General features: G+C 69.2%; 15 protein-coding genes and 2 pseudogenes. 9 read left to right on the top strand and 8 right to left on the bottom strand.

The window, feature by feature from the left end; all coding sequences use genetic code 11:
* Positions 1 to 435 precede the first annotated feature (435 nt).
* Positions 436 to 585, bottom strand: a pseudogene (locus tag ABT381_RS05475) (peptidase C39 family protein); the annotation flags it as partial.
* 331 nt (positions 586 to 916) lie between these two features.
* On the opposite strand from ABT381_RS05475, the gene ABT381_RS05480 reads away from it, so the two are divergent.
* From ABT381_RS05480 to ABT381_RS05490, 3 genes are read left to right on the top strand one after another with little or no spacing between them, the layout of a single operon-like run.
* Positions 917 to 1312 (top strand): IclR family transcriptional regulator domain-containing protein, encoded by a 396-nt coding sequence (locus ABT381_RS05480; RefSeq protein WP_351588065.1) that lies wholly within the window; start codon positions 917 to 919, stop codon positions 1310 to 1312.
* 29 nt (positions 1313 to 1341) lie between these two features.
* Positions 1342 to 1926, top strand: coding sequence for a TetR/AcrR family transcriptional regulator (locus tag ABT381_RS05485; RefSeq protein ID WP_351588068.1), 585 nt, complete (start codon positions 1342 to 1344; stop codon positions 1924 to 1926).
* Positions 1927 to 1946: 20 nt separating this feature from the next.
* Positions 1947 to 3116: a PucR family transcriptional regulator gene (locus ABT381_RS05490; protein WP_351588071.1), complete on the top strand. Its 1170-nt coding sequence runs from the start codon at positions 1947 to 1949 to the stop codon at positions 3114 to 3116.
* A 112-nt stretch (positions 3117 to 3228) separates the two neighbouring features.
* Here ABT381_RS05490 and ABT381_RS05495 read toward each other — a convergent pair whose 3' ends face one another.
* Both ABT381_RS05495 and ABT381_RS05500 read right to left on the bottom strand, forming a co-directional pair.
* Entirely contained in the window at positions 3229 to 4245 is a 1017-nt protein-coding gene (locus ABT381_RS05495; protein WP_351588074.1) for an NADP-dependent oxidoreductase, read from the bottom strand.
* 62 nt (positions 4246 to 4307) lie between these two features.
* Complete coding sequence (locus ABT381_RS05500) at positions 4308 to 5588, bottom strand: MFS transporter (protein ID WP_351588076.1); 1281 nt, start codon at positions 5586 to 5588, stop codon at positions 4308 to 4310.
* Positions 5589 to 6150: 562 nt separating this feature from the next.
* Between ABT381_RS05500 and hchA the strand changes: the two genes are divergently transcribed.
* Together hchA and ABT381_RS05510 are read left to right on the top strand one after the other, a co-directional pair.
* Complete coding sequence (hchA, locus tag ABT381_RS05505; protein WP_351588079.1) at positions 6151 to 7032, top strand: glyoxalase III HchA; 882 nt, start codon at positions 6151 to 6153, stop codon at positions 7030 to 7032.
* A gap of 111 nt (positions 7033 to 7143) precedes the next feature.
* A pseudogene (locus tag ABT381_RS05510) lies at positions 7144 to 7338 on the top strand (transposase); the annotation flags it as partial.
* Positions 7339 to 7596: 258 nt separating this feature from the next.
* Here ABT381_RS05510 and hpaD read toward each other — a convergent pair.
* From hpaD to ABT381_RS05535, 5 genes are read right to left on the bottom strand one after another with little or no spacing between them, the layout of a single operon-like run.
* Positions 7597 to 8607, bottom strand: a complete 1011-nt coding sequence (hpaD, locus tag ABT381_RS05515; RefSeq protein WP_351588082.1) for a 3,4-dihydroxyphenylacetate 2,3-dioxygenase — start codon at positions 8605 to 8607, stop codon at positions 7597 to 7599.
* Positions 8608 to 8609: 2 nt separating this feature from the next.
* The gene (hpaE, locus tag ABT381_RS05520) at positions 8610 to 10085 is read right to left on the bottom strand and encodes a 5-carboxymethyl-2-hydroxymuconate semialdehyde dehydrogenase (protein ID WP_351588085.1); all 1476 of its coding nucleotides are present in this window, start codon (positions 10083 to 10085) and stop codon (positions 8610 to 8612) included.
* A gap of 2 nt (positions 10086 to 10087) precedes the next feature.
* A complete protein-coding gene (dapA, locus tag ABT381_RS05525) occupies positions 10088 to 11014 on the bottom strand; it encodes a 4-hydroxy-tetrahydrodipicolinate synthase (protein WP_351588088.1) in 927 nt (308 codons plus the stop codon).
* A complete protein-coding gene (locus ABT381_RS05530) occupies positions 11011 to 12459 on the bottom strand; it encodes a fumarylacetoacetate hydrolase family protein (RefSeq protein ID WP_351588090.1) in 1449 nt (482 codons plus the stop codon). Before ABT381_RS05530 ends, dapA begins: the two co-directional genes overlap by 4 nt.
* Positions 12460 to 12518: 59 nt before the next feature.
* The gene (locus ABT381_RS05535; RefSeq protein ID WP_351588093.1) at positions 12519 to 13544 is read right to left on the bottom strand and encodes a ketopantoate reductase family protein; all 1026 of its coding nucleotides are present in this window, start codon (positions 13542 to 13544) and stop codon (positions 12519 to 12521) included.
* 222 nt (positions 13545 to 13766) lie between these two features.
* On the opposite strand from ABT381_RS05535, the gene ABT381_RS05540 reads away from it, so the two are divergent.
* From ABT381_RS05540 to ABT381_RS05555, 4 genes are all read left to right on the top strand, one after another.
* Positions 13767 to 15437 carry a helix-turn-helix domain-containing protein gene (locus ABT381_RS05540; protein ID WP_351588202.1) on the top strand — a complete coding sequence of 557 codons (1671 nt, stop codon included), beginning with the start codon at positions 13767 to 13769 and terminating at the stop codon, positions 15435 to 15437.
* A gap of 168 nt (positions 15438 to 15605) precedes the next feature.
* A complete protein-coding gene (locus ABT381_RS05545; RefSeq protein WP_351588096.1) occupies positions 15606 to 16385 on the top strand; it encodes a class II aldolase/adducin family protein in 780 nt (259 codons plus the stop codon).
* A 136-nt stretch (positions 16386 to 16521) separates the two neighbouring features.
* Entirely contained in the window at positions 16522 to 17853 is a 1332-nt protein-coding gene (locus ABT381_RS05550) for an MFS transporter (RefSeq protein ID WP_351588099.1), read from the top strand.
* A 220-nt stretch (positions 17854 to 18073) separates the two neighbouring features.
* On the top strand, positions 18074 to 19153 hold the full coding sequence (locus ABT381_RS05555) for an MBL fold metallo-hydrolase (RefSeq protein WP_351588101.1): 1080 nt from the start codon (positions 18074 to 18076) through the stop codon (positions 19151 to 19153).
* The last annotated feature ends 78 nt before the right edge of the window (positions 19154 to 19231 follow it).

Consider the following 19231-nt stretch of genomic DNA (forward strand, 5'->3'; position numbering starts at 1 on the left):
GGCGGCAGATGGTTCGGTATCGGGGTCCGGATCGATGCTACGTCGCTCGTTATGCTCCGCTCAAACACCGCAAGGAGGGAGAGTGGCGTGACGTTCCGGTGCCTGAAGACCTGCATGCCTTTGCTTCACGTCTGCCCATCCTCAATCAAGCCGGAGGAATGACCTACCCGGGGCTGGTCCGGAAATCGTGGGATCGCGCGATCCAGCGGCTCGGACTGCCCGCATACACTCCACACGATCTTCGGCACAAGTGGGCGACCGTGACCCTGACGAATGGGGTGTCCATCCACGAGGTGTCCCGATGACTCGGGCACCGGTCGATCAAGATCACGGTCGACCGCTACGGCCACCTCACCACCGACGGCCGGGAGCGGTGCCGCCAGGTGGTGGAGACGACCTTCGGGGACTACCTGCCGCTGGAGCCGGGTTCAACGGCTACGGGCAAATCCCCAGCTCGCGCAGAACCCGGTGCTGAGTTGGTGCTGGCTTAGCCGGGAAGTAGAGGTAGCAGACACCACCCGTACCGCTCTTGACCTGGCCGTTTGCGTCCTTGCGCTTCGTGCGGAGCCAGATGTTCTCCATCTGCGCGGCGGCCACTTGGTAGAGAGCGTGATTTTTAACAAACACGCAGGTCAACGAAGTACGCCTCCCCACCCAAAAGCAACGCAACTCGGCCCGTGCTGAGTTCGTGTTGACCTCCGCTGCCGTCCGTTCCGGCCCGTTGGGGCCCAACGGGCCGGATCCGTACTGACTCGGGCAGCTACTCCGTTCGAAGCGCAAACCACGCCTGGCCACTTCGCCTGGACGGCCACCTCAGCCTGAAACTACCTCCGGAACCACGCCCCCTCACCCCGCTTGCCGTTGCCGCCATTCCTCCTTACATTGCCGGGCGAGGACAGCACACCAGTGGAATCGAGTGGACGCGCAGCTGCTGGTGCATGAGCCGCTGCGGCGCCGGATGAGGGCGGATATCCCGGACAGGGCCGTAGTGGCTGCGGCGGTCCATCGGCAAATCACCGAAATCCGCGAACGTGGCTACTGCTTCGACAGGGACACCCTGTTGCCCGGCGTCTCGGGACTGGCGGCGCCGATCCCCTCGGCAACCTCCGATCCGTCCATGGCCATCACCATGTCAGCGATCAACGATCGGCTTCCCCCGGAGCGCATCCGCGAGCTGGCCCCCTTCTCCTCGCGGCAGCCCGGGACATTGCCGACTTCATCCGCTGATCGACGGAGCGGTTCAGCTGCGCCTGCTGCTTATCGTGCGGGCGTCACGGTGGCATGGTGGAGGGCGGCGCTGCGTCACGCTTAAAGCCAATATCATTGCTCTACACTGATTTCATGGCCACCTCAGAGCAGCGGGCCGCGAGCCGCCCTGGCGGCCGCAGCGCTCGCGTCCTCGCAGCAGTGGAGCAGGCTGCCACGGAATTGATCTGTGAGCGCGGCCCCGACCAGGTCTCGATTCCGGCGATCGCCGCGCGGGCGGGTGTCAACCCGACGAGCGTCTACCGGCGCTGGGGCGATGTGCATCAGCTGCTCACCTCGGTCGCCGAGAGCCGTTTGACGTCGGACTCGGTGCCGCCGGACACCGGCAGCCTCCGTGGGGATCTCCGTACGTGGGCGGAGCTCGTGCTGGAACACATCAGCGCGCCCGAAGGCAGTGCCTCGCTCCGTACCGTGGTCAACGCGGTCGGCGACGGCGAGGTACGGGACCGCTGCCTGCGCAGGCGGGCGGACCAGATCGACCTGATCGCCGCCCGTGCCCGCGCCCGCGGTGAGGAGCCGCCGGCCACCGAGAAGGTGATGGACCACGTCGTGGCTCCGCTGCATTTCCGCGTCCTGTTCGGCATCGAACCGACGGACGGTGCCTATGCCCGCGCCCTGGTGGAGGACCTCCTCGCCTGCGCCCCGGCCATGGAAGGGTGAGTACGGTGAGGGAGTCGAACGTGACGGAGCTGCCCGATTGGGTCGAGTCGCAGCTGCCGCGTCTGATCGACGATGTCCTTGCCGGCATTCTCAAGGAAATCGACTTCTACCGGGAGGAAGAAGTCGTGTCCCGCGCCGACCTTCAGCGGTCGGTGGAACAGAACATGCGCTCAATGGTCGCCGCCCTACGTGAACCGGACCACCTCCATGACCTCTCGACGGCAGAACGGACCGGTCGGCAGCGCGCGCGGCAGGGCGCGCCCTTGCCAGAGCTTCTGCGCGCATACCGCATGGGGTTTGGTGCGCTGTGGGAACTGTTGACCGAGTGGAGCCGTGGCACCTCGGACCGGGAGGCGGTCGATACGGTCCTCTCCGCGGCCACCCGGGTGTGGCAGCTCAGTGATGAGTACGCGATTGCGCTCACCGAGGCGTATCGGTCGACCACCGCGGAATTGCTCGTGGAGCGCCAGCAGCGACGCTCGGCCCTGGTCGAGGCGCTGTTCGCGGGAGAGCCGGGCCCCGATGCCCCGCCCTGGGAGGTGCCCAAGCTCCTCGGACTGCCCTCGGACACCGACCACATCGTCATCACCGCGGAGACCCTCGGCCCGGCCGACCCGAGCCTGCCGGGAATCGAGGGGCGGCTGGCGGAACGCGGCATCCCCTCCGCATGGCAGCTGACCTCCGCCGCGCAGATGGGGGTGGTGTCGCTGCGCCCGGAGCAGTTCCGCCAGGTGATCGAGCTGGTACGGGAGAGCGCGTCGGCGCGAACCGGCGTGAGCCCTGTCTTCCGGGCGTGGCGGGAGACTCCGCGGGCGCTGCGCCTGGCCTGCGCCGCGCTGCACCGCCTGCCGGAGGGCCGCGCCGAGGTGAATGTACTGGGCCCCGGCCCCTTGGCCGGTCTCGTGGCCCGGGACCCTGATGAAGGCCACCGCGTCGCCCGTCAGGTCCTCGGCCCCGTCCTGGGCCTGCCCAGTGAGGAGCGTGCCGTGCTGCTGGGCACGTTGCAGGCATGGCTCGACCACGACGGCTCCGCCGAGCGGGCCGCCGAGCGCCTCTACGTGCACGCAAACACCGTCCGCTACCGGCTTCGCCGTCTCCAGGAGCTCACCGGTCGCTCGCTCACCCAGCCCCGCGCGATCGCCGACCTGGTCGTGGCGATGGAAGCCGTACGCAGCGATCGCGCCGGCTGAGCCGCAGCCTGCGGGCGAGGCGCTGCACTCGTACGCGGACGACCTCGCAGGCCGAGGATGTCGTGGGGACTCGGCAAGCCTGCGAGGCCGGTTCGGTGGGCTGTCAGGTGGTTCAGATGGTGACGAGCATCTTTCCGGTGTTCTCGCCCCTGAGCATCCCTAGGAACGCGTCGGGGGCATTGCGCAGACCGTGGACGGTGGTCCGGGATTCGATCAGTCGGCCGTCGCGCAGCCAGGCCCCGACCTCATGGAGAAAGTCGGGCCTGCGCCGGATACTGTCGCCGACGATGAAGCCCTTCATCTCCAACCGCTTGGTGACCACTTGGAACATGTTGCGCGGCCCGGTCGGGGGCTCTGTTGCGTTGTACTGTGCGACCGCGCCACATGCGGCGATCCGGCCGTGGCCGTTGAGCACCTCGATGGCGGCTTCCAGGTGGTCGCCGCCCACGTTGTCGAAATAGACGTCGATGCCGTCCGGCGCGGCAGCCTTCAGCCGATCAAGCACCGGGCCGTCCTTGTAGTTGAATGCCGCGTCGAAGCCCAGCTCTTCGATGAGGTAACGGACCTTCTCCGCCGATCCCGCGCTGCCGATCACGCGTGGGGCGCCGCGTAGCTTGGCCATCTGCCCGACGAGCGAACCCACGGCGCCGGCCGCACCGGAGACGAACACCGTGTCGCGCGGCGCGAAGGACGCCACGTCGAACAGGCCGACATACGCGGTGAGGCCCACCATCCCCAGCACACCGAGGTGTGCGCCGAGCGGGGCGATGTCCGGCGAGACCACCGTGGCCTTCTCCGCCTCCACGACCGCGTATTCGCGCCAGCCGTACGGGTGGACGACCTTCTGCCCGACCGTGAACTGTGCGGAATCACTAGCCACGACCTCACCCACGGCCGCGCCTTGGAGCGCTTCGCCGACCTCGAAGGGCGGGACATAGGACTTGCCCGCGTTCATGCGGCCCCGCATGTACGGGTCGACGCTCATGATCTCGTTGCGGACCAGGATCTGCCCGGGGGCAGGCCGGCCGACCCGGCCCTCGGCGATGTCGAAGGTGTCCGGCGTCGGCCACCCCTGTGGCCGCGATGCCAGCCGCACTTCAAGAGCCTTCTCGGGCAGCGACTGCTGCATCACTGGTCTGTCCTTTGTGTCGGAACTTTTCGCATGCGTCCTGGAGCTCGGCGATCAGGCGATCAGGCGTTCTGACGCGAAGGCTGAGGCCCGGCGGCCTCTGCGGGCTGCAGGGGCGGCTGGGGTGCCATGCGGCGCCTTTGCACGTACAGGCCGAGGAGTGCGAGGAGCGCCAGGGCGATGACCACCACCGCGTATCCGATGGAGGTGAGGGTCAGCCCCAGGCGGGTGGAGAACACCCCTGCGACGATTGCGGGCAGGCCGAACGCCAGGTAGCTGATCAGGAACATGACCGAGAAGACCGCAGCCCGCTCCTCGGGCTCCGCCTGTGCGGCCAGGGTGCGCATGGCGCCGAGGAACGACGCGCCGTAACCGAATCCGGCGAGGGCCGTGCCGAGCAGATAGGCCGCCGGAATGGTTGCCGCCACGCCGATCATGGTGATCAGCATGCCCGCAATCAGCGTCACCGATCCGTACGACAGGATCCGCAGCGGCGTCCTTCGCTGCAGGAACAGCTGCCCGAGGGCGCCGGCGCCGGTCAGTACGGCGATCACCGCACCCACGATCACGGTGTTCCGCTCACCCAGCACGGCGGCGGTCAGCGCCGGGCCCAGCGACAGGTAGAAGCCGCCGACCGCCCAGAGGGCCACGAGGCTGGGCGTGATCACCAGCATGTGCGGGCGCAGCCGGCGGGGGAGCGACGCCCGGGGGAGGAGTGAGGCCAGGGCGCCGGGCCGTCCCGCGGTGGTCTCCGGCATGAACACCACACCGGCGAGGGTGATGGCGAACGCGGCGATGAGTACAAGGTAGATGAGCGTCGTCGGTGCCGGGGCGTACTGCACCAGGACGCCGGCGCCGAGGCCGCCCAGCGCCAGCCCCAGCAGGATGGAGGTGCCGCCGACCAGGGCGCCGAGCCGTGGGTTGTGCGGAGGCTGCAGGTCGACCAGGCCCGCGCCGATGGCGCCCATGGCGGCGCCGGTGGCGAGGCCCTGCACGGCGCGGGCGGCGAGCAGCCAGCCGAGTCCACCGGCCTCGATGAAGATCACCATGGCGGCGATCTCGACCAGCAGGGACACGATGAGCACGGGCCGTCGCCCGATGTGGTCGGAGAGCGAGCCGACCACCAGTAGCGCCGCGAGCAGACCGAAGGCGTACAGGGCGAACACCAGGGTCACCGCGGTGGGCCCGAATCCCCATTCGGCCTGGTAGACGGGGTAGAGCGGGGACGGGGCGCTGGCCGCGAACAGCAGGAACAGCTGGATCGCACCGAGCAGCCAGAACGATATGCCGCGGGACAGCGTCGGCCGCTGGGTGGCGGGGGCGAAGCGGAGGGGAGTGGACATGCGGAGTCTCTTCTCGTGGTGGAGCCGGCGCCGGGTGGGCGTCCACGCGGGCGGGGTGGGGCCGGGGCGGGGCGCTGGCAGGCCGTTGCGGGCGTCGCCCGACGAACGTTAAAGCAAAGAAAACTGCCTTAGCTCGCACGCTAACGCGGCGATCCGCTAAAAGCCAACTTCTTTGCGCTACGGGCTATTCCCTGCTCCGCTGTCGTGGGCAGCAGGGCCTGTGCTCTGGCGAGGGTGATCTGCCATGGAGGATTCCGGCGGTTTGTGGGCCGGAACAGAGTTGGCTGTTACTGCCGCCAACGGGCGAGAAAAGGCCTGGTGGGAGGCGCCTCTAAGGCGCTGCCCGCAGCCGTCCGGTCGCGTCGAGCGGGGGCGCCGGACAGTATGGGGAGCGGTGATCTCGAACGGGGTGCCTCTCGCCTTTGTGTGGTGGTGCTTCCGCACTCGGACCCGTGCAACGGGACAGCATGCCTCGATGAAGGCCCTGGCTCGACGTGCCGGACCGACCTGAGTCGGTAAGGTCACCACAAATCAACCCGAAGCCGGAAAGTGGGTACTCAACATGTCACGTGCCGCAAATGACCTGAGCAGGGACCCCGCGCCGGATGCGGCCGAGGACAACGCGTACTTCCCGTCGCCGTACTCGCTGAGTCAGTACACGTCGTCGAAGACTGACTTCGATGGAGTGCGGCACAAGGGCGCCTACACCCAGGGGAAGTGGAAGGTGCTCATGATCGCGGCCGAGGAGCGCTACGTACTGCTGGAGAACGGCAAAATGTTCTCCACCGGGAATCATCCCGTCGAGATGCTGCTTCCGCTTCATCACATGATGGAGGCGGGCTTCGACGTCGACGTCGCTACGCTGGAGGGCTACCCGGCGAAGCTCGAGCTGTGGGCCATGCCGCACGAAGACGAAGCGGTCATGGCGACGTACGAAGCCCTCAAGCCGAAGCTCAAGCAGCCCAAGAAGCTCTCCGAGGTCGTCGCCAACGACCTTGGAAAGGATTCGGATTACATCGCCGTCTTCATCCCAGGCGGACATGCAGCCGTAGTCGGCCTGCCGGCCAGTGGGGCGGTGAGCCAGACGCTGGACTGGGCTCTGTCGAACGACAAGTTCATCATCACCTTGTGCCATGGCCCGGCTGCGCTGCTTGCTGCCTCGTTGGGTAAGAACGAGTCCCCGTTCAAGGGGTACTCGGTCTGCGTCTTCCCTGACGCACTCGATGAGGGGCCGAACCTCGATATCGGCTATCTCCCCGGCCGCTTGCCTTGGCTGGTCGCCGACCTGCTGAGCAAGCAGGGACTCAACGTCATCAACGATGACATGACCGGAAAGACTCACCGAGATCGGAAGCTGCTCACGGGCGACAGTCCCCTCGCCTCCCACAAGCTCGGTCTGCTCGCAGCCGACACTCTGGTCGAGGCGGTCCAGGGCGCGGGCTAGGTCGTTTCTGATGGCTCTTGCCGGGCTGGGTGGGCCAAGCTCCGGTGCGGGCACGCGTCCGGCATGGTGCGACGACACGAACTGACCACCCAGTGACGGAAGATCGAGCCATTGCTGCCGGTCAACGGCAGGCCGGGCGGGCAGCGGTCGGATCACCGGAAGGTGGTGAACGGGGTGCTGTTCCGGGCCCGTACCGGGGTGCCGTGGCCGGACCTGCCGGAGCGGTACTGTCCCTGGCAGACCGTGTACGAGCGGCATCGCCGTTGGTCGGCGGACGGCACGTGGCAGCGGGTCCTGGCTGAGTTGGTGGATACGGGTCGTCGGGCGGCCGGGCCTGTCGGTTCGGTTTCTTCGCCGCCGGTGGTCGTGAAGTGAGCGCCGAGGCGTGTCACGTTCAAGGCCAGGCCCGGGGCGCTCTGTTGCGGATCCAGCTCACCGCCACTGGAGCACCCGGCCTGGGCCACGTCGTGACCGGCCGGCTCAGTCAGTGGAACACCACTGTCCGACGGGGTCGCGAGGTGGATCGGTACACGCCGCGGCTGACGCGTCGAGGGAGCGCCGGGTTCAGCCGAGTCCGTCGGCGCCGACCTGGACGGCTGATTCGTCGAGGAGGGTGTCGGTGACGGGTTGGGGGGTGCCGTCGAGGTCGAGGACGGGGGTGGCTTCCTTGTACCAGGACTCGATCACGGCGTTGCCCCAGAAGTCGCGGCGGCGGTCGTCGTGGACGTTCCAGCGGTAGGTCTCGTGGTCGGGGTCGCCGGTGTAGTAGTCGGAGGTGTAGATCTCCACGCGGTGGCCGTCGGGGTCGCGCAGGTAGACGTAGAAGGCGTTGGACACGCCGTGCCGGCCGGGGCCGCGCTCGATGTGGTGCTCCTCGTGCAGCGAGCCGAAGATGTCGGCGGTGCGCAGGACCTGGTGGGATTCGTGGGTGGCGAGGCCGAGGTGGTGCAGGCGGGGTCCGGCGCCGCCGGTGAAGGCGACGTCGTGGACGGTCTGCTTGCGGTACATCCAGGCGGCGTAGAGCTCGTGTTCGTCGCCCTCGATGGTCTCCGAGCAGCCGAAGCCCAGCGACTGGTAGTGGGCGTAGGCGGCGGGGATGTCGGGGGTGCAGATGTTGAAGTGGTCCAGGCGGGCGATCTCGGCGCCGCGGCGGAGGTCGTAGCGCTGGATGAGGCGCTCGGCGCGTTCGATGTCGTGGAAGAACTCGACGGGGAAGCCGAGCGAGTCGATGACGCGGACGGCGTCGCCGACACCGCGGGTGCCCTGGCCGGCGGGGATGCGGCGGACGGGCCTGCCGAGGGCAGTGAAGAACTTCTCGGCCTTGTCCACGTCCTCGGGGGTGCGCACCCGGTAGGCGATGTGATCCAGAGCGGCGGTCTCGCCCTGGCGCAGGACGAGGGAGTGGTGGGTGAGCTCGTCGGTGCCGCGCAGGTAGAGCGAGGTGGAGTCCTCGTACTGGATGTGGAAGCCGAGCATGTCGGCCCAGAACCAGCGGGCCCTGGCGAGGTCGGTGACGACCAGTTGGGCGTAGGCGGAGCGGATGACGTCGGGGACGTCCGGGGATGCGGTGGTCATGGTCAGGCTCCGAAGCGGGGGGTGTGCACGTCGTCGAGGGCGAGGTGGACGATCTTGGACTCGGTGTAGAAGTCGATGCTGTGCGCGCCGCCCTCGCGGCCGACGCCGGAGGCCTTGACGCCGCCGAAGGGCGTGCGCAGGTCGCGGACGTTGTGGGAGTTGATCCAGACCATGCCGGAGTCGACGGCGTGCGCGATGCGGTGTCCGCGCTTGAGGTCGTTGGTCCAGACGTAGGCGGCGAGGCCGTACGGCGTGGAGTTTGCGAGGTCGATGGACTCGGCCTCGTCGTCGAAGGGCGCGACGCAGACCACGGGGCCGAAGATCTCTTCCTGGAAGATCCGCGCGTCGCGGGGTACGTCGGCGAGGACGGTGGGCTGGAGGTAATTGCCCTCGGGGAGGTGGGACGGGCGGGTTCCGCCGGCGACGAGCTTCGCCTCCTTCCTGCCGATCTCCACGTAGTTCAGGACCCGCTGGTAGTGCTCGGGGTGGACCAGGGCGCCGACCTCGGTGGCCGGATCGGCGGGGAGCCCGACCTTCACACGGTCGGCGCGCTCGGCGAGGCGGCGGGTGAACTCCTCGTAGATCGGGCGCTCGACCAGCACGCGCGAACCTGCCGTGCAGCGCTCGCCGTTGAGGGAGAACACCCCGAAGACGACGGAGTCCAGGGCGGCGTCGAGATCGGCGTCGGCGAAGACGACGACCGGGGACTTGCCGCCCAGCTCCATCGAGGTGGTCTTCAGGTGCTGCGCGGAGGACCGGATGATGTGCTTGCCCGTGTCGGTCGAGCCGGTGAAGGAGATCAGCGGCACGTCGGGGTGGTCGACGAGGGCCTGGCCGGCCTCCTCGCCGATGCCGTGCACGATGTTCACCACGCCCGCCGGGACTCCGGCCTCGGTGAAGATCTCCGGCCAGAGGGAGGCGGAGAGCGGGGTCCACTCGGCGGGCTTGAGGATCAGGGTGCAGCCGGAGGCCAGCGCCGGGGCGAGCTTCCAGGACTCCAGCATGAATGGGGTGTTCCACGGAGTGATCAGTCCGGCCACCCCGACCGGGGTGCGCACGACATAGCTGATCTGGTCGGTGACCTGACGGAAGGCCTCCTCGCCGAGGGCGACGATGACGTCGGCGAAGTAGCGGAAGTTCTCGGCCGCCCGCCGGGCCTGGCCGCGGGCCTGGGTGATGGGCAGCCCGGAGTCGTAGGACTCGAAGGCGGCCAGCTGCTCGTGTCGTGCCTCGACGGCGTCGGCGATGCGGCCCAGCATGTTCGCGCGTTCCCGGTTGCCGAGCTTCGACCAGGCGGGGAAAGCCGTCCGGGCGGCGGCCACGGCCTTGTCGACGTCGGCCGCGCCGCCGGCGGCGGCCTGCGCGTAGACGATGTTGGACACCGGGTCGGCCACGTCGAAGGTGCGGCCGTCCGTGCTGTCGACCGGCTCGCCGCCGATCCAGTGCCGAATCGTCGAGGGCAGGTTCTCGATCGTCATGGTCAGGCTCCGATCTGCTGGGTGAGGTCGCCGCTCTCGGCGAGCAGCGCGCGGATGGTGGTCAGGCCCGCGTCGGTGGGTTCGGTCAGCGGCGGGCGGACATGGGGCGAGGCGATCCGGCCCTGCCGGTGCAGCACCCACTTCGCCGGCGCCGGGTTGGTCTCCACGAAGAGCAGGTCCACCAGTGGGTGGAGGCGGTAGTGCAGGTCGCGCGCGGCATCGAATTCGCCGGCCTCCCACAGCTCGTACATCCGGGCCACCGCGGTCGGGGCCAGGTTGGCCACCGCGGAGACGAACCCGGCCCCGCCGAGGGCCATCAGCGGCAGGCACAGCAGCTCGATCCCCGACCACACCAGCAGCGAACGGCCGCAGGCGTGCAGCACGCGGGAGAAGTGCTCGAAGTCCTTCGTCGTCTCCTTCACACCGACGAAGTTGTCGAAGTCGGCGAACAGCCGCTTGACCGTCTCCGGGGCGATGTCCACGGCCGTGCGGGACGGCACGTTGTAGGCGACGATCGGCAGGTCGGGGAATTCGCGGGCCACCGTGGCGTACCAGGTGTACAGCGCCTCCTGGGTCGGCCTGGCGTAGTACGGGGTGATCACCAGGGCCGCGTCCGCGCCCAGGTCCCGTGCGGCCGCCGTCAGCTCCAGGGTCTCCTCCAGCTTGGCCGAGCCGGTACCGGGCAGGAACGGCACCCGGTCACCGATCTCCTCCACCGCGGTACGCATCGCAGCGATCCGCTCGGCCACCGTCTGCGCGGACGGCTCACCGGTGGAGCCGCCCAGCGAGATGCCGTGCGAACCGGACTGAAGCTGCCAGCGCACCAGGCCCCGAAGGGACTCGTGGTCCACTGCACCGTCGGCGGTGAAGGGGGTGACGACCGGGGCGATCGAACCCCGGATGGACTGCGGGTCGCTGCGGAACTTCATGCCTGTTCTCCTTCGTTGTCGTTTTTCTCACGCCAGGCCTCGTACGCCTCGCGCCACGTGGGCCCCAGCGGGTACAGCCCGTCTACGCTGGCTCCGGCTGTCACCTGCTCGGTGATGAACCGCTCCTGCCGCTCCTGCTCGGCGCAGTCGGCGATCAGCTCGGAGGCGAGATCGGGGGGTATGACGACCACGCCGTCGTCGTCGCCGACCAGCAGGTCGCCGGGCTGGACCAGCGCTCCGCCGCAGGCGACCGGCACGCCGGTGTCCCACGGCACGTGGCGCCGGCCGAGGACGGAGGGGTGTGCCCCGCCGTGGAAGACCGGCAGCCCGAGGGCGGCGACGGCCGCGCTGTCGCGCAGGCCGCCGTCGGTCACGACACCGGCCGCGCCGCGCGCTTTCGCGCGCAGGGCGAGGATGTCGCCCAGGGTGCCGGCCGTGGTGTCCCGGCGGGCATCCATCACCAGCACGTGCCCTGGCTTGAGCTCCTCGATCGCCCGCTTCTGCGCGTTCATGCCGTTGCCGAACTTCTGGAACAGGTCCTCGCGCAGCGGCAGGTAGCGCAGGGTGTGCGCGATCCCGACCATGCGGGTGCCGGGCGTGGCCGGGTGGACCCCGTCGATCGACATGTGCGGCAGGCCGCGCTTGCGCAGCTGGGCGCTGATCGTCGCGACGGCCACCGACCGCAGTCCGGCCTCCAGTCCGGGCGCGAGCGGGGGCTCCGGGACGAAGGCGCTGCCGTACGCCGACTCCACCTCGGATCGGTCCGCCTTGGGCATGGCGCCCCAGGTCTCCAGGTCGTGGTCGGCCGCTGCGATGGGGTTGCGCAGCCGCCCGGTGGACAGGCCCGACCCGGTGACCTCGACCTCAACGGTGTCACCGGGCGAGGCCACCGAGGCGCCGGCCGGCGTCCCGGTGAGGATCACGTCCCCCGGCTCCAGGGTGACCAGTCGCGACAGGTCCGCGACCAGCTCTCCGAAAGGGAACAGCAGGGTGTCGGTGGTGTCGTCCTGGACCAGCTCGCCGTTGACCCAGGTCCGCAGCCGCAGCGCCGACGGATCCAGCTCACCGGCCTCCAGCAGGCGCGGGCCGATCGGGGTGAAGCCGTCGGCGCCCTTGGAGCGCAGGTTGGAGCCCCGGTCGGCGTAGCGCAGGTCGTACACGCCCGCGTCGTTCGCGGCGGTCACCCACCGCACGTGCCGCCACCCGTCCTCCGGCCGCACCCGCTGCGCCCGCGAGCCGATGACGAGCGCGATCTCGCCCTCGAAGCCCAGCAGTTCGCAGCCCCGCGGCCGGATGATCGCCTCCTGCGTGCCGGCCAGCGAGGACGGCGGCTTCATGAAGTACGACGGCTGGGCAGGGGTCCGTCCCCGCTCCTTCGCCCGGCTCGGGTAGTTCAGATGCACCGCGATGACCTTCGACGGGGAGTTCCCCAGCGGATGCGTCATCGGGCCTCCTTTCCTGTATGTCGGGGCAGATCCACACCGGGACCGGTGCCTGGAACGGTTCACGCTCGCGAGCGCGGGATGTCGGCGGCGACCGCCGCACCGGCATGGCGGACACGCTCGCGGAGCGCCAGGAGTCCGTGCACGGTGTCGAGGGACGGGGAGGGGACACCCGTGCGGCGCGCGAGTTCTCGGACGGCGCCGACAATGGCATCGAGCTCCAATGGGCGGCCGCGGTCGGCGTCCTGCAGCATGGACGTGCGGAACGCGCCCAGCTGCCGGGCGATGTCGAGCCGGTCGTCGGCGGTCATCGAGGTCGGGATGCCCAGTGCGGCTCCGACGGCTGCCGTCTCGTCGAACAGTGCGATGCAGGTCCGTCGTACGTCCGGATCGTCGAGGATCTCCAGAACGGTCGCGCCGGTCAGCGCGCTGAGGGGATTGAGGTTGACGTTGCCCAGGAACTTCTCCCAGATGTCCCGGCGAATGTCCGTGCTGGGCTCCGCGCGGACGCGGCCGGCGGACAGGGCTGCGGCGCACCGTGTGACACGGTCCGACATCCCGCCGGTCGGGTCGCCGATGACCAGCCTGCTGCCGCTGATGTGAGTGACCTGCCCGGCCGTGTCGAGGATGCTGCTGAAGTGCGCGACCCCGGACATCACCCGTGGCGCGGGCAGCAGGTGCAGCAACTCCCCGTCGGGATCGACGGTCCGCAGGATCACGTCACCGCTGGTGTTCTCCACGGTGGACAGCAGCCACCACGGCACGCCGTTGGCGACGATGAGCAGTTCCACACCGCGGTCGATCCACGGCCGGATGCTTCGGGCCGCCGAGAGCAGATGCTGGCTCTTGACGCACACGACGGCCAGTTCCGGGATCGGAAGCCGCGCAGCATCGTGGGCGGTGCGCAGGCGGTGCCGCACCGCTGGGCCGGTTACCGAGCTCCGCAGCCGGATCCCGTTCTCCGCGATGGCGTCGAGGTGCGGTCCGGGCCGGCCGAGCAGGGAGACCTCCGCGCCCGACGTGGCGAACGCCCCGGCGAGAGTGGCGCCGACGGCGCCCGGTCCCACGATGGTGATCCGATGTCCCACCGTACTCAGCTCCACCGGCAGGGGGACGGCTCGAGCGGTGCAGACCGCTCGGTGCCGAACGCGGATGGCCGGGCTGCGGGGTCGACGGGTGCGATGACAAACGGTGGCGTCAAGACCGTCGCACCTCCTTCTCGATAGGCCGTGCATGGGTGGGCCGGTGTGGCCGTCCGCAGTGAGCATGCGATGCGCGGCCCTCCGCAACAATGTCGAGTCCTACACTTGGTGACGCTTGTCGATGTTGATATCGATACCGCCCTGGAGAAGAGGTCCTGTATGACCGCGATCCCGCTCGCTCAACTCGTCGACGCCCTGCAGGACGGGGTGATCACGGTCCTGTCCGAGGGCGATCGCGAACATGACGTCAGGGGCGTGGAGTTGCTGGACTGTCCGGAGGCACTCCAGGCCGCTGAGCCCGGCCGGCTTCTGCTCGGGGTGGGCCTGGACATCGCGAACCACGACGCGGTGGGCGCTGCTCTGCAGACGGCGGCGAGGACCTCGTGTGCGCTCGCGATCAAATGTGCGGCTCCGGCGCCACCGGACCTGGTCGCGCTGGTCCGCGAGACCGGGGTGCCGGTGCTGGGCGTCAATCCGCAAGTGCCGTGGACGCGCGTCCAACGCCTGGCCACCACCCTGCTGGCCGCCCGCGCGGCGGACGCGCCCCCCGGCGGCGGACTGACCGGTGGTGACCTGTTCTCCCTGGCCAACGCGCTCGCGGGCATTGTCGGCGGCGCTGTGGCGATCATGGATACCCAACAGCTACTGGTCGCCTACTCCAGCCTGCCCGACCAGCCCATCGACGAGACCCGCAGGCGTGGCATCCTCGGCCGACGCGTCCCGGACGAGGCGCTTGCCGATCACCTCGACCGTCAGGTGTGGGGCAGCGACACGGTCGTACGTCAGCACCGCCCCGGAGACCTGCCCCGCATGGCCGTGGTCGTCAGGGCGGGCGAGGACGTGCTCGGCTCGCTGTGGGTCGCGTTTCCCGACGAGGGCGCGGTCCCCGACTGCGGACCGACCCTGCAGGAAGCCGCCCGCATCGCGGCGCTGCACATGCTGGCACTTCGGCGCCAGGTCGACGCCGAACAGGAAAGCCGTGACCGCGCACTGCGTGCCGCGCTGGAAGGCCGCACAGGGCAGCAGAACCCGTCCGGCGAAATTCGTTTTCCCGCCGTACTGATCGGCCTGGCCGAAGTCGCGCTGGAACGGGAACAGAAGAAGCCCGCGGAACCAGGAACCGAATCGCGGCGCCGCGCTGCCCTGATGCGGATGCTGGACCTGGCCGTCCTCGATGGCCGTTCCTTCGGACATGAACCGGCTGCGGCGCTGCTCGACGACCGCCTCTACCTGCTGCTGCCGACGGCCGGTTCAGGCTCGGTGTCCGCCGAGTCCCTGCTGGAGCACCTCTTGGACCGGGCCAGGCGCAGCCTGCACCGGCCATTCACCGCGGTCCTTTCCCCAGCTGTCCCCACGGCGCCCGATCTGCTCGTCGCCCGCCGCGACATCGACGCCGCACTCGACCACCTGGAGCAGCATGGCGCAGCCCCCGGCGCCCATCGAGCCGAAGACTTGCGGCCGGAGCTGGTGCTGCGCCGACTGCTCCAGGCCGTACGGCGCGACGCCGAACTGCGCACCGGCATCGCGGAGCGCCTGCGGGCGCACGATGACGAGAACGCCACCGACTACAGCGCCACGCTGCTCACGTACCTGCGGCACTTCGGCGATGTCGCGGCGGCCAGTGCCGAGCTGCACATCCACCAGAACACACTCCGGCTCAGACTGCGCCGGGCCAAGCAGCTGTTCGGGGTGTCACTCTCGGACCCCGCACGGCGCCTGATGCTCACGCTGGAACTGAGTGCTCTGAACGAGCCTGCACGGCACCGGGTCACCGACTGATGCGGCGCGGTGCCATTCACCGCCGCGCGACTGTCGGATACAACACCGGGCGCAGGCATTCGCTATAGGTCTCGACATTGGATATCGAGCGGTCCCGCGCCCATGCTCCTGCACACCGGGCAATGCGCCGTAGTGGCGATACCCATGGAGCACTCGAGGAGTACAACAGTGACCGTTCTGGACACCCCGATGAGCTCGGCGAAGCCGGCGCACATGAGCGAAGCGGAGTGGCATGCGCGGCTCGAACTGGCCGCCTGCTACCGGATCTTCGACCACCTGGGATGGGTGGAGATGATCTTCAACCACATCACCGTGCGGGTGCCCGGCGAGGAGGGACACCTGCTGATCAATCCGTTCGGGCTGATGTACCACGAGGTCACCGCCTCGAACCTGGTGAAGATCGACCTCGACGGCAACGTCCTGTCGGACTCTGACTGGCCCGTCAATGAGGCGGGACTGCTGATCCACTCGGTGATCCACGCCAACCGGCCCGACGCCCACTGCATCATGCACACCCACACCACCGCCGGCACCGGAGTCGCCAGCCTGCGGGGCGGGCTGGACCCGGACAACTTCTACGCCGCCCAGTTGCACGACATGGTCGCCTACCACGACTTCGAGGGCATCACCGTCGACCCCGCCGAAAAGCCCCGGCTGGTGGCCAACCTCGGCGACCGCGACCTGATGATCCTGCGCAACCACGGCCTGCTGGCACTGGGGCCGACCGTGCCTGCCGCGTTCGCCGCCCTGTGGACCCTGCAACGGGCCTGTGAGATCCAGCTTGCCGCCCAGTCGTCCGGACAGCCGCTGACACCGGTCAGCCGGGAGGCAGCCATCCGCTCGACCAAGGAGTCCTTCCAGATGGGCGACCGCACCCAGGCGGGCAGAGGTCTGTTCGAGGCCCTGCGCCGCAAGATCGACCGCATCGACCCCGGCTACGCCGTCTGACGCCGTTCCCCCTCGGGACGAGGCGGGGGCACCCGGCACCCACGTCCCCGCGCACACCATCCATTCCGCCACGTGATGGCTGTGACCTTCGATTCTTTCCCGGGCCAACGACGACCCGACGACGATCGGACTCCCCATGTCCCAATCCACCGCCTCATCCAGCAGGCATCGCACGGTCGCGCTCGCCGCCATGGCGGGCACCACGATCGAGTGGTACGACTTCTTCATCTACGCTCTGTGTACCGGCCTGGTCTTCAACCAGCTGTTCTTCGACGGGCTGGGCGAGGACTCACTGGTCATCTCCTTCGCGACCATCGGCATCAGCTTCTTCTTCCGCCCGGTCGGGGCCGCCCTCGCAGGCCACCTCGGCGACCGGCTCGGCCGCCGCGCCATGCTCATCGCCACCCTGCTGCTCATGGGCGTCTCCACCACCCTGATCGGACTCGTGCCGTCGTCCGGCACCATCGGGACGGGCGCCCCGGTCATCCTCGTCCTCCTGCGGATCCTCCAGGGACTGTCCGCCGGCGGGGAGTGGGGCGGCGCCGCCCTCATCTCCGTGGAACACGCACCCGCCCACCAGCGCGGAAGGTTCGGCGCCTATCCGCAGCTCGGAGCCCCGCTCGGCCTGCTCCTGGCCAACGGTGTCCTGGCCACGATCACCGCCCTCACCACGGACAAGCAGTTCCTCTCCTGGGGATGGCGCGTCCCGTTCCTGCTCAGCGTGGTGCTCGTCGCCGTAGGATTCGTCATCCGGCGGCGAGTGGACGAAAGCCCGGTCTACCGACAGCTGAAGGAGTCCGGGACCCGGCCGGGCACTCCCCTCACGGCCCTGCTCAGGCATCACTGGCCGCTGGTCGTGGCCGGGGCCCTTCTCTTCGCCGCCAACAACGCCGTCGGCTACATGACCACCGGTGGCTATGTGCAGAGCTACTCGGTGAACCATCTGGACATGGACCCGACGCAGATCCTGATCGCCGTGATGGTCGCTGCCGTCGGCTGGCTGGTCAGCACCGTGGCCGCGGGCCGATGGTCGGACCGCCTCGGCCGCATCCGCGTCTTCCGGATCGGCTTCATCGTCCAACTCGCCTGGATGTTCCCCTTCTTCGCCCTGCTCAACACGGCGAACATCGGACTCATCGCGGTGGCCCTCCTCCTCTACAGCGTCGGCCTCGGACTGACCTACGGGCCGCAGGCCGCGCTGTTGGCGGAGCTCTATCCCACCGCTGTCCGATACAGCGGCGCGGCCCTGTCCTACGCCATCGGAGCTGTCCTCGGCGGCGCCTTCGCGCCGATGATCGCCGAAGCCCTGCAGTCCAGCACCCACACCGTGTACTCCGTCGGCGTCTACCTCGCCGTCATGACGGTGATCGGGCTCGCCGTCACCTTCGTTCTGAAAGAACGCCAGGGCGTGTCGCTGAGCGACGCCGCGGCCGGCGAGCGGGACGAGCAGGCGGCCCTGACTGCCTGAAGAACGCTGACCGGCGAGAAAGCCCTCGCTGGTAATCGTCGACCGGTCGTCACGGACACCCCGGGTGCCTCTCCTGCCCTGTACCCGGCGGACAGGGCGGCTCCCTCGGGCACTCCACGGATCCACGGCGAGCCGGGGGGCCCGCAACCCGGCACAGGCCACATCCCCCTCACACGAGACAGGAACCCTGTCCAAACCGATCCCCCAAGGAGCCACCCGTATGAACGAGCCGCAAGCCGCCGCAAGCCGCCCGGCACCGTCCGAGGGACACTCCCACGGCACCCTCACGCGCCGCCGCTTCTGGCAGCTCGGCGCCGCCACGGCGGTCACCGCCGGCGTGACGAGCCTGCTTCCGGAGGCCACCGCCGAGGCCTCGGCGGCCACGAGCAGCACCGCACAGCACTACTTCGACCGGGCTGCCGAACTGGCCGGTGACAACCCGGTCCTCAAGAGCCTCGTCAGCGCGCTCACCGCCGGCTACACCCCGCCGCGGCCCGCCGCACCTGCCCCGCAGCGGATCTTCGACAACGTCGCGGTGTTGGGCGCCGGCTTTGTGTCCGCCACGGCGATCCTCACCTCGGCCGGGATCATCCTCATCGACGCCCTGGAAAACCCGAACGGGGCCGAGCAGCACATCGTCGGGGGTCTGCGCGAGCTCGGAGCCGACCCGTCGACGATCAAGTACGTCGTCGTCACCCACGGCCACGGGGACCACTTCGGCGGCGCCCAGTACCTGGCCGACAAGTACGGCGCCCGGGTGCTGATGTCCCCCGCCGACTGGACCTACATGACGACCACGCCGGGGCCCGACCAACCCCGGCACGACCTCGACATCAGCGACGGCCAGCGGCTCACCCTGGGCCACACCACTGTGGACCTGCACTACACCCCGGGTCATACTCCCGGCAGCGTGTCACCGATCCTTCCCGTATGGGACAGGGGAAGGCGCCATACCGCGATGCTGTGGGGCGGCACCAATCCGCCCGCGGCCACCACCGACAAGGAGACGTACCTCTCCTCCGTCCTCACCTTCACCTCCCGGATGCGGCGGGCCGGGGTCGACGTCGAACTGAGCAATCACCCCTTCTGCGACTACGGCCTGGAGCGCATGCAGGAACTGCGCGACGCACCCAGCGGCCCCAAGAACCCGTTCGTCGTGGGCGCCTCCGGGACACAGCGCTTCATGAAGGTCATGGAGAATATGCTGCGCGGCCGCATCGCCCAGGACCAGGACGCAGCGGGCACCACCGCGTCGGCGACGGTCGCAGCCGCGAACACGCATACGGCAGGCTGCTGCTGACGGCCACGACATCAAGGCAGACGCGGCCGGTGTGTTCCACCGGCCGCGCCGCGGCGAAGGTCGGTAAAGCGCGCCGGG

Source organism: Streptomyces sp. NPDC000151 (genome assembly GCF_040301705.1).
Lineage (GTDB): Bacteria > Actinomycetota > Actinomycetes > Streptomycetales > Streptomycetaceae > Streptomyces.